Annotated in this window: 12 protein-coding genes; 6 read left to right on the top strand and 6 right to left on the bottom strand. The window is 69.2% G+C overall.

What is annotated here, in order from left to right; all coding sequences use genetic code 11:
* Window positions 1-26 precede the first annotated feature (26 nt).
* From murJ to trxA, 6 genes are all read left to right on the top strand, one after another.
* Window positions 27-2165: a murein biosynthesis integral membrane protein MurJ gene (gene murJ, locus ACIO3P_RS12140; RefSeq protein WP_329822821.1), complete on the top strand. Its 2139-nt coding sequence runs from the start codon at window positions 27-29 to the stop codon at window positions 2163-2165.
* A gap of 119 nt (window positions 2166-2284) precedes the next feature.
* Window positions 2285-4000, top strand: a complete 1716-nt coding sequence (locus ACIO3P_RS12135) for a protein kinase family protein (protein ID WP_329822820.1) — start codon at window positions 2285-2287, stop codon at window positions 3998-4000.
* Between the two features lie 26 nt (window positions 4001-4026).
* Window positions 4027-4731, top strand: a complete 705-nt coding sequence (gene sigM, locus ACIO3P_RS12130; protein ID WP_329822819.1) for an RNA polymerase sigma factor SigM — start codon at window positions 4027-4029, stop codon at window positions 4729-4731.
* Entirely contained in the window at window positions 4728-5747 is a 1020-nt protein-coding gene (locus ACIO3P_RS12125) for a hypothetical protein (protein ID WP_401849117.1), read from the top strand. Before sigM ends, ACIO3P_RS12125 begins: the two co-directional genes overlap by 4 nt.
* A gap of 120 nt (window positions 5748-5867) precedes the next feature.
* On the top strand, window positions 5868-6839 hold the full coding sequence (gene trxB, locus ACIO3P_RS12120; protein ID WP_329822817.1) for a thioredoxin-disulfide reductase: 972 nt from the start codon (window positions 5868-5870) through the stop codon (window positions 6837-6839).
* A gap of 47 nt (window positions 6840-6886) precedes the next feature.
* Entirely contained in the window at window positions 6887-7216 is a 330-nt protein-coding gene (gene trxA, locus ACIO3P_RS12115) for a thioredoxin (RefSeq protein WP_329822816.1), read from the top strand.
* Between the two features lie 102 nt (window positions 7217-7318).
* Here the strand turns inward: trxA and ACIO3P_RS12110 are convergent, their stop codons facing one another.
* The 6 genes from ACIO3P_RS12110 to yidC form a co-directional block, all read right to left on the bottom strand.
* Complete coding sequence (locus ACIO3P_RS12110; protein WP_329822815.1) at window positions 7319-7936, bottom strand: GNAT family N-acetyltransferase; 618 nt, start codon at window positions 7934-7936, stop codon at window positions 7319-7321.
* Between the two features lie 304 nt (window positions 7937-8240).
* On the bottom strand, window positions 8241-9317 hold the full coding sequence (locus ACIO3P_RS12105) for a ParB/RepB/Spo0J family partition protein (RefSeq protein WP_401849115.1): 1077 nt from the start codon (window positions 9315-9317) through the stop codon (window positions 8241-8243).
* Complete coding sequence (locus ACIO3P_RS12100) at window positions 9314-10390, bottom strand: ParA family protein (RefSeq protein WP_329822813.1); 1077 nt, start codon at window positions 10388-10390, stop codon at window positions 9314-9316. Before ACIO3P_RS12100 ends, ACIO3P_RS12105 begins: the two co-directional genes overlap by 4 nt.
* Before the next feature lie 265 nt (window positions 10391-10655).
* Window positions 10656-11372 (bottom strand): 16S rRNA (guanine(527)-N(7))-methyltransferase RsmG, encoded by a 717-nt coding sequence (rsmG, locus tag ACIO3P_RS12095; protein ID WP_329822812.1) that lies wholly within the window; start codon window positions 11370-11372, stop codon window positions 10656-10658.
* Window positions 11373-11476: 104 nt separating this feature from the next.
* Window positions 11477-11989: a R3H domain-containing nucleic acid-binding protein gene (locus tag ACIO3P_RS12090; protein ID WP_329822811.1), complete on the bottom strand. Its 513-nt coding sequence runs from the start codon at window positions 11987-11989 to the stop codon at window positions 11477-11479.
* Between the two features lie 14 nt (window positions 11990-12003).
* A complete protein-coding gene (gene yidC / locus ACIO3P_RS12085; RefSeq protein ID WP_329822810.1) occupies window positions 12004-13284 on the bottom strand; it encodes a membrane protein insertase YidC in 1281 nt (426 codons plus the stop codon).
* Between the last annotated feature and the right edge of the window lie 3 nt (window positions 13285-13287).

Below are 13287 nucleotides of genomic sequence, written 5' to 3'. Positions count from 1 at the left end.
GCCGGGGACGATGAGGTGGGGTAACCATGAACGCGCCGTACGACGGTGACCGTGGGCCGGGCACGGGCGGCGATCCGGCAGGCCAGGTCCCGCCGCCTCCGCCCCCTGCCCAGGACCCGTATGTCCAGGACGCCTACGCGCAGGACCCCTACTGGGCGCAGGACCTGTCCGCGCAGGATCCGGTGACCGAGGCGCTGTACGACCGCGCCTCGCACCCGCCGCCGCCCCCGGGCACCTATCCGGACCACCAGGACCTGTACCGGCAGCCGCACGCCCAGCAGCCCGCCCCCGATCCGCGGATCTGGGCGCAGCCCCCGCCGCCCGAGCCCTCGGGCCCCTCCCGTCTTCTGCCGTACGGGGACGACGCGCGGACCACCCAGTTCACCGGCGTCGACGACCTGGTCACCCGGGCCGCGGACGAGAGCCCGGCGCCGGACGCGTTCGCGCACCTCTACCGGGACCAGCAGGCCACGGCGCAGGCCGTGGCGGCGCCGGAGCCCGAGGCGGCCCCCGCGCCGCCGGCCAAGAAGTCGGGCGGCAAGGCGGCCGGGCTGCTCAAGTCCAGCGCGCTGATGGCCGCGGGCACGCTGGTGTCCCGGCTCACCGGCTTCGTACGGAGCCTGGTGATCACGGCCGCGCTGGGTGCGGCGCTCCTCGGTGACTCGTTCACCGTCGCCTACACCCTGCCTACGATGATCTACATCCTCACCGTCGGCGGCGGCCTGAACTCGGTCTTCGTACCGCAGCTCGTGCGGGCGATGAAGAACGACGACGACGGTGGCGTCGCCTACGCCAACCGGCTGCTCACTCTGGTCATGGTCGCGCTCGGCGCGATCGTGGCGCTGGCCGTGTTCGCCGCGCCCGTGCTGGTCCAGGCGATGTCGGACCCGATCGCCAGCGACGCCGCCGCCAACAACGTGGCTGTCACCTTCGCCCGCTACTGCCTGCCCACGATCTTCTTCATGGGTGTGCACGTGGTCATGGGCCAGATCCTCAACGCGCGCGGCAAGTTCGGCGCGATGATGTGGACCCCGGTCCTCAACAACATCGTCATGATCACCACGTTCGGTCTGTTCATCTGGGTGTACGGCACCGCCGCCGACTCCGGGATGACCGTATCGACGATCCCGCCGGACGGCGTACGGCTGCTGGGCATCGGTACGCTCCTCGGTCTCATCGTCCAGGCGCTCGCGATGATCCCCTACCTCAGGGAGACCGGGTTCCGGTTCCGCCCGCGGTTCGACTGGAAGGGCCACGGCCTCGGCAAGACGGTCAAGCTCGCCAAGTGGACCGTCCTGTTCGTCCTCGCCAACCAGGCGGGTGTCCTGGTCGTCACCCAGCTCGCCACGGCCGCGGGCAAGGCGTCCGGCACGGACGGCGCCGGCATCCTGGCCTACAGCAACGCCCAGCTCATCTGGGGCATGCCGCAGGCCATCATCACCGTCTCGGTCATGGCCGCCCTGCTGCCCCGGATCTCCCGCGCCGCCAGCGACGGCGACCCGGGCGCCGTCCGCGACGACATCTCGCAGGGGCTGCGCAACTCCGCGGTCGCGATCGTCCCGATCGCCTTCGGGTTCCTCGCGCTCGGTGTCCCGCTCTCCGTCCTGATGTTCTCGTCCAGCGGCCTGGAATCGGCGCGGTCCATGGGCTTCATCCTGATGGCGTTCGCCCTCGGTCTCATCCCGTACTCCGTGCAGTACGTCGTCCTGCGCGGCTTCTACGCCTACGAGGACACCAGGACGCCCTTCTACAACACGGTCATCGTCGCCGCGGTCAACGCCGCGGCCTCCGCGCTCGCCTATGTGCTGCTGCCCCCGCGCTGGGCCGTGGTCGGCATGGCCGCGGCGTACGGACTGGCCTACGCCGTCGGTGTCGGCGTGGCCTGGCGCAGGCTGAAGAACCGGCTGGGCGGCGATCTGGACGGCGGACGCGTCCTGCGGACGTACGCGCGGCTCTGCCTCGCCTCCGTGCCCGGCGCCCTCGCGGCCGGCGCGGTCGCCTACTTCGTACTGGAAGCTCTGGGCAGCACCGCCCTCGCCTCGATCGTCGCCCTGATCGGCGGTGGCATCGTCCTGCTGGGGCTCTTCTTCGTCGCGGCGAAGAAGATGCGGATCGAGGAGATGAACGCCATGGTCGGCATGGTCCGGGGCCGCCTCGGACGGTGACGCGACCCGGCCGGGTACAACCATCATCGGCTGCCGCGTGTCGTGCATAGCGTCCGACTGTGGGCACAATTGGCTTGGCTGTTGGACAGGGCGCAATGGATGGGGAGGCAGGAGCGACGGTGGCGGAACGTAGCACGGCTGCCGTCGACGTGGCCGGCAACAGTGGCGATGAGCCGCTGACCGCCAAGGCGGACAAGGCCACGACCGACGGGTTGGCGGAGGCCCAGGAGACGGCGGAGCGGTCCGCCGACGACACGGGCGGTGAGCGGCGGGACACCGAGCCGGGCGGCGCGGCGCCCGAACTCCACAGCGGCCACAGACTCGCCAGACGCTACCGCCTGGAGGAGTGCGTCACCCGTCTGGACGGTTTCAGCAGTTGGCGTGCCGTCGACGAGAAACTGCGCCGCGCCGTCGGCGTGCACCTGCTGCCCTCCGACCATCCCCGGGCCCGTTCCGTGCTGGCCGCGGCCCGGTCCGCCGCGCTGCTCGGCGATCCCCGCTTCGTCCAGGTCCTGGACGCCGTCGAGGAGGGCGATCTCGTCTACGTCGTCCACGAATGGCTGCCGGACGCCACCGAGCTCACCACGCTGCTCGCCGCGGGCCCGCTGGAGGCCCACGAGGCGTACCAGCTCGTCAGCCAGGTCTCCCAGGCCATGGCCGCCGCGCACCGCGAGGGGCTGGCCCATCTGCGGCTGACGCCCGGCGCCGTCCTGCGGACCTCCACCGGCCAGTACCGGATCCGCGGACTCGCCGTGAACGCCGCGCTGCGCGGCATCCGCGCGGACCGGCCCCAGCGCACCGACACCGAGGCGATCGGCGCGCTCCTGTACGCCGCACTCACGCAGCGCTGGCCGTACGAGAGCGACGCCCACGGCCTCTCCGGCCTGCCCAAGGGGGTCGGGCTGATCGCCCCCGACCAGGTGCGCGCCGGTATCCACCGCGGTCTCTCGGAGCTCGCGATGCGGGCCCTGGTCAACGACGGCGCCACCGCCTCCCGGCAGGATCCGCCGTGCACCACGCCGGACGAGCTGTCCGCGGCGGTCGCGGAGATGCCCCGTATCCGGCCGCCGGAGCCCACGTTCACGCCCCCGCCGGAGTACCAGCGCACCACCTACCAGCAGGGCACCTACGGGCGTACCCAGGCGGGCGTCGGGGTGACGTCCCCGACCCCGGTGATGCCGCCGCCGCCCCCGCTCCAGAGCCCCACCGGCAAGGTCCTCAAGTGGACCGTCGCCGCACTGCTCATCGCCGTCCTGGGCCTGGGAAGCTGGCAGGTCGCCGACCAGCTCCTCGACGGGGAGCGCGGCACGCCCGACACGACCCCCACGCAGACCACCACCGGGGGCGGCGACAAGGCAGTCAAGCCCGTCAAGCCCCTCAAGATCGACGGTGCGACGGAGTTCATGCCCGAGGGATCCGGGATAAGGCCGGAACTGGTCTCGAACGCCACCGACGGCGACAGCGGCACGGCCTGGATCACCAAGCAGTACTGGAACTACCCCAATTTCGGTAACCTCCCCGGCCATACTCAGGGCAGCGGAATCGTCGTCGACCTCGGCAGTGTGAAGGACGTCTCCGGTCTCGACATCCGTATGTACCGGTCCGGTCAGAAGGCCGAAGTGCTGGCCGCCGACTCGGACGCGTCGGATCCGGCGTCGCTCTCGGACTTCTCCCAGCGGCTCACCAAGCTGGAAACAGTCGGAAGCACGGTGAAGGCCACCCTCGACAAGCCTGTGCGGACCCGGTACGTATTGATCCACATCACTGAGCTGCCGCAGGACGGATCCGCCACCCGCTTCCGCGGGGGCATCTCGGAGATCCAGATCACCGGCTGACCGGAGACAGGGGAGGGGGCTCACCGTTGGACGACGCCGCACTGGGCGACTTGAGCGACCAGGACCTGCTGAGCGCTCATGTCACGGGCCACTCTCGGGCCTTCGGCGAGCTGGTACGGCGCCACCGCGACCGGCTCTGGGCCGTCGCCCTCCGCACCCTGGGGGACCGCGAGGAGGCGGCCGACGCCGTGCAGGACGCCCTCGTCTCCGCCTTCCGGGCCGCCCACACCTTCCGCGGGCAGTCCGCCGTCACCACCTGGCTGCACCGCATCACCGTCAACGCCTGCCTCGACCGGGCCCGCAAGGCCGCCTCGCGCAGAACCTCGCCCATGGACGACACCGAGCGGCTGGAGCAGCTCCTCGAACCCCATGAGTCGGCCGAGGCGCCCGCCGAGCGGCAGGACCTCCACCGGGAGCTGCTGGCGGCACTGGCCACACTCCCCGTCGACCAGCGGGCCGCCCTGATCCTCGTCGACATGCAGGGTTACCCCGTGGCGGAGGCCGCCGCCGTGCTGGGGGTGCCCACCGGCACCGTGAAGAGCCGCTGTGCACGCGGCCGGGCCAGACTTCTCCCTCTGCTCACCCATCTACGCGGGGACACCAGGGATAACAGCGGTTCCGAGCGGGGAAGGAACCGGACGCCGCGGGCATCCGTCCCACCGGCATCGGGACCAAAAGATTCAGGATCGAGCGATCCTGCTGGAGTGAAGGGCGGAGGTGGGCGCGCATGACATCTACGACCGACACCGCTCAGCATCCGGATGTCTCGGAGATCTCCGACCTGGCCGAAGGTCTGCTGCCACCGGCCCGCAGCGCCGATCTGCGGCAGCATCTCGACGGCTGCGTCCTCTGCGCCGATGTCCATGACTCCCTTGAGGAGATCAGAGGGCTGCTGGGCACCCTGCCGGGGCCGCCCCGGATGCCCGCCGATGTCGCGGGCCGTATCGACGCCGCCCTCGCCGCGGAAGCGCTCCTCGACGCGACCACGCCCGATGACTCCACGGCCCTCGATGAGTCCCCGGCATCGGCCGAGCCCGCGGACTCCGCCGATGTTTCACGTGAAACATCGCCCTCGTCCAAGCCCCGGTCCGAGCCGCAGTCCGAGCCCCACTCCCCACCGCGCTTCCCGGCGGTCACGTCGGCGGTGTCGACGGACACCGTACGGGCCGACCGCCCCGCCGGACGGCCCAAGGCTGCCACGGGGCCCGGACGCGGCGGACCGTCCCGCCTGCGGCGCCGCCGTACCGCCGTCCTGGGTGCCGTGTTCGGTACGGCCCTCGTAGGGATGGGCGTACTGCTGCTCCCGTCGCTCCACTCCTCGGACTCCGGGGAAGCCTCCAAGACGGCCAGCTCCGCCGCGGGCGACGGCGACCTGTTCTCCGAGACACGTCTTCAGGACCGCGTGGACACCCTGCTGGCCTCCGGCGCCGATGCCGGGACCGAAAGCGAGACCAAGGCGGGCCGGCCGCGCTCCATGGAGGGTGACCGGGGCGGAGCCTCGAACTCTCCCCTGCTCACACCGGCGCCCGTCGTCCCGGCTTGCATCCAGCGAGGCATCGGCAGCAGTCTGTCGGCGCTGGCCGCCGAGCGGGGCACCTATCAGGGAAGCGACGCATATCTCGTCGTCCTGCCGCACTCCGGTGACAGCACCCGGGTCCAGGCATATGTGGTCGACGCGACCTGCGTGAAGAGCGCTCCCTCGACCGACGGAACCGTCCTGCTGACGCACTCCTACCTCCGCCGCTGACGCCCCCTCGCGTCGAGCCGGAAGACCTCGGGAATGCGGGACCCGTAGGATCCGTTGGATGGGGTGAAAGTCGTTGATCCGGCCCCAGTAGTGCAGTCTGCAGAGACGAGGAAGAAACCCGTGAGCGACGTCCGTAATGTGATCATCATCGGCTCCGGGCCCGCCGGCTATACCGCCGCGCTGTACACCGCGCGCGCATCGCTGAAGCCGCTGGTCTTCGAGGGCGCCGTCACCGCCGGTGGTGCGCTGATGAACACCACCGATGTGGAGAACTTCCCGGGCTTCCGCGACGGCATCATGGGCCCGGACCTGATGGACAACATGCGGGCCCAGGCCGAGCGCTTCGGCGCAGAGCTGGTCCCGGACGATGTCATCTCGGTCGACCTCACCGGCGACATCAAGACGGTCACCGACACCGCGGGCACCGTGCACCAGGCCAAGGCCGTGATCGTCACCACAGGCTCCCAGCACCGCAAGCTCGGCCTGGCCAACGAGGACGCCCTGTCCGGACGCGGTGTCTCCTGGTGCGCCACCTGTGACGGCTTCTTCTTCAAGGACCAGGACATCGCCGTGATCGGCGGCGGGGACACCGCGATGGAGGAAGCCACCTTCCTCTCGCGCTTCGCCAAGTCCGTCACGATCGTCCACCGCCGGGACACGCTGCGCGCCTCCAAGGCCATGCAGGAGCGTGCCTTCGCCGACCCGAAGATCAAGTTCGCCTGGGACAGCGAGGTCGCCGAGATCCACGGCGAGCAGAAGCTCTCCGGGCTGACCCTGCGCAACACGAAGACCGGCGAGACCTCGCCGCTCGCGGTGACCGGGCTGTTCATCGCGGTGGGCCACGACCCACGGACCGAGCTGTTCAAGGGCCAGCTCGACCTGGACGGAGAGGGCTATCTGACCGTGGCCGCCCCGTCGACGCGGACAAACCTCTCCGGTGTCTTCGGCGCCGGCGATGTGGTCGACCACACCTACCGCCAGGCGATCACCGCCGCGGGCACCGGCTGCTCCGCCGCCCTCGACGCCGAGCGCTTCCTCGCCGCGCTGAGCGACAGCGAGAACGCCGAGCCGGAGAAGACCCCCGCCGTCTGACCAGCGCCCCCCCCCATCCACACCCCTCAACCCGTAAGGAGGCCGCCGTGGCCGGCGACCTGAAGCATGTGACCGACGATTCCTTCGACGAGGACGTTCTCAAGAACGACAAGCCCGTCCTGGTGGACTTCTGGGCCGCCTGGTGCGGACCGTGCCGCCAGATCGCCCCGTCGCTGGTGGCCATCGCCGCCGAGCACGGCGACAAGATCGAGATCGTCAAGCTCAACATCGACGAGAACCCGGCCACCGCCGCCAAGTACGGGGTCATGTCCATCCCGACCCTGAACGTCTACCAGGGCGGAGAGGTCGTCAAGACCATCGTCGGCGCCAAGCCCAAGGCCGCGCTCGTCCGCGAACTCGGCGACTACATCGGCTGACGAACGGCAGGCGCCGTCAGACGCACGATGTTTCACGTGAAACGGGTCCGCCCCCCATCCGGGGGACGGACCCGTTCTCCGTTCCACTCGCCGCTGCCCGCCTCAGAGCGGCCGTAGCGCCGGCTCCTTCTTCACCGCTCCCAGGAGCCGGTCGAGCGCCAGCTCCACGTCTTCCTTCCAGGAGAGCGTGGTACGCAGCTCCAGCCGCAGCCGGGGGTATCTCGTGTGCGGGCGGACCGTCTTGAAGCCCACCGCGGTGAGATGGTCGGCGGGCAGCACACAGGACGGCTCCTTCCAGTGGCTGTCACCGAACGCCTCGATGGCCTTGAAGTCCCGCCGCAGCAGATCCTTCGCCACGGTCTGCACCATCACCCGGCCCAGCCCCTGCCCCTGATAACCGGGCATGACCCAGGCAGTCATCAACTGGACGGCGTCCGGGGAGACCGGGCTCGTCGGGAAGGCCAGGGAGCGCGGCACATAAGCGGGAGGCGCGTACAGGACGAAGCCGACCGGCAGATCATCGATGAAGACGATGCGGCCGCAGGATCCCCACTCCAGCAGAACGGCCGAGATCCACGCCTCTTTCTCCGTACCCGCCCGGCCCGCTCCTACCGCGGCTTCACCGCTGACCGGATCAAGTTCCCAGAAGACACACGTACGGCAGCGATGGGGGAGGTCCGAAAGGTTGTCCAGCGTGAGCGGTACGAGCCGACGCCCCATGGAGGCTGTTCCTCACTTCTTTCCCCTGCCGCGCCCCGAGCGCCCGTCAGCGCGCTCCGCTCCCGGAGCAGGCCGCCGACAAAGCCACCGAGCACGCCGAGTGCCATTCCGGCCGACATCAGTTGGCCGCGGCTCACCGATCGCATGGCCCTCGCTCTCCTTCTGAGGTGGATCAAGGTGGATGCGCCCTACCAGAACGCATCGTATCCACCCGGAGACAAGCCGGGACACCGCGGGATCGCAAAGGGCGGGCCGTGTTCCGGTCAGCGTGGAACACGGCCCGCCCCAGTGGTGCGGTGGAGCCTCAGCTCACCTCGTCGTCCCCGGTGTTCTCGGTGAGCGCCTGGTCCAGGACGCGCCCCTCACCGGGGGCGAGGGTGCCGAGGATCCGGTCCAGATCGTCCATCGAGGCGAACTCGACGACGATCTTCCCCTTCTTCTGTCCCAGGTCGACCTTCACCCGGGTCTCGAAGCGGTCGGAGAGCCGCGACGCCAGATCACCCAGCGCCGGCGACAGCCGGGCACCGGCCCGCGGCCCCTTCGACTTGGGGGAGGTCTGAGGACGCGACCCCATCAGGGTCACGATCTCCTCGACCGCTCGCACGGAGAGCCCTTCGGCGACGATGCGGTGCGCCAGCCGGTCCTGCTCCTCGGAGTCGTCCACCGACAGCAGCGCCCTGGCATGACCGGCGGAGAGCACTCCGGCCGCGACCCTGCGCTGCACCGGAGGAGACAGACGCAGCAGCCGCAGCGTGTTGGAGACCTGCGGGCGCGAACGCCCGATCCGGTCGGCGAGCTGGTCGTGCGTGCAGTTGAAGTCCTTGAGCAACTGGTCGTAGGCCGCGGCCTCTTCCAGCGGGTTCAACTGGGCCCGGTGCAGGTTCTCCAGCAGTGCGTCCAGCAGCAGCTTCTCGTCGTCCGTGGCGCGGACGATCGCGGGGATGCGCTCCAGGCCGGCTTCCCGGCAGGCCCGCCAGCGCCGCTCGCCCATGATCAGCTCATAGCGCTCCGACCCCACCTGCCGTACGACGACGGGCTGGAGAAGCCCCACCTCCTTGATGGAGGTGATCAGCTCGGCGAGCGCGTCCTCGTCGAACACCTCACGGGGCTGCCGGGGGTTCGGCGTGATCGAGTCGATCGGTACTTCGGCGAAGTGGGCTCCGGCCACAGCCTGTTCGGGCGCCGCCACACGCTCCGGTACAACGGTCTCCGACTCCGGGGAGACGGTGGCCGTCGACAGCGACGTCACCTTCGCGGCGGCCACCCCGCGCTCCGCCGTCAGCACCGGGGCCACCGCGGGGGAGGCCACCGGCTGCTCCTGCGGAGCGGCGGGGATCAGTGCACCGAGCCCACGCCCCAATCCTCTACGTCGCTCGCTCACTGGATCCCCTCCGACATGCTCTGCTGGCTGTTCTGGATACTCACATGGGCCTGCTGGGCGTCATAGTGCACCCCCACCCCCCGCAGGGCGATCTCACGGGCGGCTTCGAGATACGAGAGGGATCCACTGGAACCCGGATCATAAGTCAGCACCGTCTGCCCGTAGCTCGGCGCCTCCGAGATACGGACGGACCGGGGAATGCTGGTCCGCAGCACCTCCTTGCCGAAGTGGCTGCGGACCTCGTCCGCCACCTGCGAGGCGAGACGCGTCCGGCCGTCGTACATGGTGAGCAGAATCGTCGAGACATGCAGCGTGGGGTTGAGATGCGCCCGCACCAGATCGACGTTCCGCAGCAACTGGCCCAGCCCTTCCAGCGCGTAGTACTCGCACTGAATGGGGATCAGAACCTCTGCTCCCGCGACCATCGCGTTGACGGTCAGCAGGCCGAGCGAGGGCGGGCAGTCGATGAGGATGTAGTCCAGCGGCTGCTCGTACGCCTCGATCGCCCGCTGCAGTCGGCTCTCCCGTGCCACCAGGGACACCAACTCGATCTCCGCACCGGCGAGATCGATGGTGGCCGGGGCACAGAAGAGACCTTCGACGTCCGGGACCGGCTGGACCACCTCGGAGAGCGGCTTGCTCTCCACCAGGACGTCATAGATCGAAGGAACTTCGGCATGATGGTCGATCCCCAGCGCCGTGGAGGCGTTGCCCTGCGGATCGAGGTCGACCACCAGTACGCGCGCACCGTGGAGCGCGAGCGACGCGGCGAGGTTGACCGTGGTGGTGGTCTTTCCTACGCCGCCCTTCTGGTTGGCGACGACCATGACACGTGTCTGTTCGGGGCGGGGCAGACCCTCGCCGGCCCGGCCCAGTGCCTCCACCGCCAGTTGGGCGGCGTGGCCGATGGGGGTGTCGTCCATCGGGGGCGGTGTTTCACGTGAAACATCCTCCCCCGGCGACTCGGTGCGGGGACCGGGGACCGGATCGGTCGTCGGTCCCGCGATGTTGGCGTCGGACCGCAAGGATTCACTCTCCTCGACTTCAGACTCGCAATGGACAGAGCCTGCCATGCTTTCGGGGTCGTGAACCAGCGAGGCCCGTGGATCTGTGGATGAATCCGCGTCTGTGGACAACCCCGTCCCCCGTACGAGGGGTTTTCGGCCGCGTGGTGTGGCGGCCGCGCGACCTCGGGTGATGATGCCCTGCAGCAGTGAGCGACGTTTCACGTGAAACACGATGCACGCGCTGCGGGGCTAGACCATCACGACACTCCGCAATGCATAGGTATGGCAGCTTGTATGGACCATCACTGATAGCCACAGAGGACTGTACGGCTCAACGGCGGCGCCGTGCACGGCCGGCCCGCGCGGCCTTGGCCCGCTTCGTCGCGAACCTCACACCGCCGGGGCTCTCCCCGACCTCCACCCGCACCACCGTGGCGAGCGGATCGACGATGCCCTCCCCGACCTGAAGCACCGAGGTCTCCACCACGCCGAGCTTGCTCAGCGCCGCACGGGCCCCGTTGATCTCCTCCTCGGCCGTGTCGCCCTTCAGCGCCAGCATCTCGCCGTAGGGACGCAGCAGCGGCACCCCCCAGCCCGCCAGCCGGTCGAGCGGCGCCACCGCCCGTGCCGTCACCACATGGACCGGCTGGAGCGTGCCGAGGACTTCCTCGGCCCGGCCGCGTACCACCGTCACATGGTCCAGGCCCAGCAGCTCGACCACTTCCTGGAGGAAGTTCGTCCGCCGCAGCAGCGGCTCCAGCAGTGTGATCTTCAGGTCCGGCCGGACCAGAGCCAGCGGAATCCCGGGGAGACCCGCGCCCGAGCCGACATCGCAGACCATCACGTTCTCGGGCACGACCTCGGAGAGCACCGCACAGTTCAACATGTGCCGCTCCCACAGGCGCGGTACCTCACGGGGGCCGATCAGACCGCGCTTGACGCCCGCGTCCGCCAGCAGCTCCGCGTAGCGGACAGCCTCCGGAAAGAACTCACCGAAAACAGTGCGCGCCTCGTCCGGTGCGGGGGGAAGCTCTGCTGCCTCCGTCACGGGAACCGTCCTTCCATACCGAACCACCCACCGGTGGCTGACTATCAGGCTGACAAAGATCGGCCCCGCCTGCGCGACAGGCGGGGCCGAATACGTTGAACCACTCAGGCAGGGAGCACCACGACGAAGCGCTCGGGCTCCTCGCCCTCGGACTCGCTGCGCAGACCGGCGGCGGCGACCGCGTCGTGCACGACCTTCCGCTCGAAGGGCGTCATCGGGCTCAGCTTCACCGGCTCACCGGTGCTCTTCACCTCGTCCGCCGCCTTGGCACCCAGCTCGGCCAGCTCGGTGCGCTTCCTGGCCCGGAAGCCCGCGATGTCCAGCATGAGCCGGCTGCGGTCCCCGGTCTCCCGGTGGACTGCGAGCCGCGTCAGCTCCTGGAGTGCCTCCAGGACCTCGCCGTCGCGCCCCACCAGCTTCTGAAGATCCCCACCGGCCGCATCGCTGATGATCGAGACCGCGGCCCGGTCTGCCTCGACGTCCATGTCGATATCGCCGTCGAGATCGGCGATGTCGAGCAGGCCCTCAAGGTAGTCGGCCGCGATCTCCCCTTCCTGCTCCAGGCGGGTCAGGGTGTCGCCCCCCTCGGGGGCGGCGGAGATGGTGCCTTCCGTCACGGGTGGACTCCTTCTTACTTCTTGGTCGGATGCTTGGGCCGCTGCTGACCCTTGCGCTGTCCGGACTTGGCCTTCTGGCGTGTGGCGCCGCCGGCGGGCTTGGCCGCCGGCTTGGACGCGGTGTCCTGCGGCTCGTCCTTCTTCTGCAACGAGGTCTTCGCCTGCGGCTCGTCCGCCTCGGCGTCACCGGACGCCGGCTTGTCCGTACCGGCCTGGGCCGCGGCGGCCTGCCGCTGTGCCTTGGTCTGGCGCTTGGGCTGCTGGCGCCTGGCCGCGGCACTCGCCTCGGCCTCGGCGGCGGCGGTGTCGCTCTTGACGACCGTGCCGTCGGGCTGCGCGGCCAGACCCGACTTGCCCAGGCCCACGACGAACTTACGCTCGTTGTCGTTGCGGTCCGGGCCCTTGGCCACGATCGCCTGCACGACGGAACGCTTGCGACGGGACCGCACCTCACCGTGCGCGGTGATGCTCTTCAGCAGACGCTGCAGGTACTGGTCCTGCGCCTTGCTGCCCGGGGTGGGGTTCTGGTTGATCACGTACATCTGCTGGCCCATGGTCCACACGTTGGTGGTCAGCCAGTAGACGAGCACACCGACGGGGAAGTTCACGCCGGTGACCGCGAAGATCAGGGGGAAGATGTACATGAGCATCTTCTGCTGCTGCATGTACGGCGTCTTGACCGTCAGGTCGACGTTCTTCGTCATGAGCTGGCGCTGCGTGTAGAACTGCGACGCCGACATCAGGATGATCATGATGGCGGTGACGATCCGTACATCCGTCAGCGACGCGTTCAACGACGCGACCTTCTCGCTGCTGTCCAGGAACTTGGCGGCCAGCGGAGCACCGAAGATGTGCGCCTGCCGGGCGCTGTCCAGCAGCTCCTGGTTGATCACGCCGATGGTCTTGCCGCTCGCGATGCTGGAGAGCACGTGGTACAGCGCGAAGAAGAACGGGGACTGCGCCAGGATGGGCAGACACGAGGAGAGCGGGTTCGTACCCGTCTCCTTGTACAGCTTCATCATCTCTTCGGACTGACGCTGTTTGTCGTTCTTGTAGCGCTCCTGGATCGCCTTCATCTTCGGCTGGAGCACCTGCATGTTCCGCGTCGACTTGATCTGCTTCACGAAGAGCGGGATCAGGCAGATACGGATCAACACCACCAGGGACACGATGGACAGTCCCCAGGCCCAGCCCGTGTCGGGGCCGAAAATCATCCCGTACAGCGAGTGGAACTGGACGATGACCCAGGAAACTGGTGTGGTGATAAAACTGAACAGACTGGCAATCGTGTCCACTAA

Source organism: Streptomyces sp. NPDC087310 (assembly GCF_044744405.1).
GTDB lineage: Bacteria > Actinomycetota > Actinomycetes > Streptomycetales > Streptomycetaceae > Streptomyces.
This window is presented reverse-complemented; position numbering and strand designations above follow the sequence as displayed.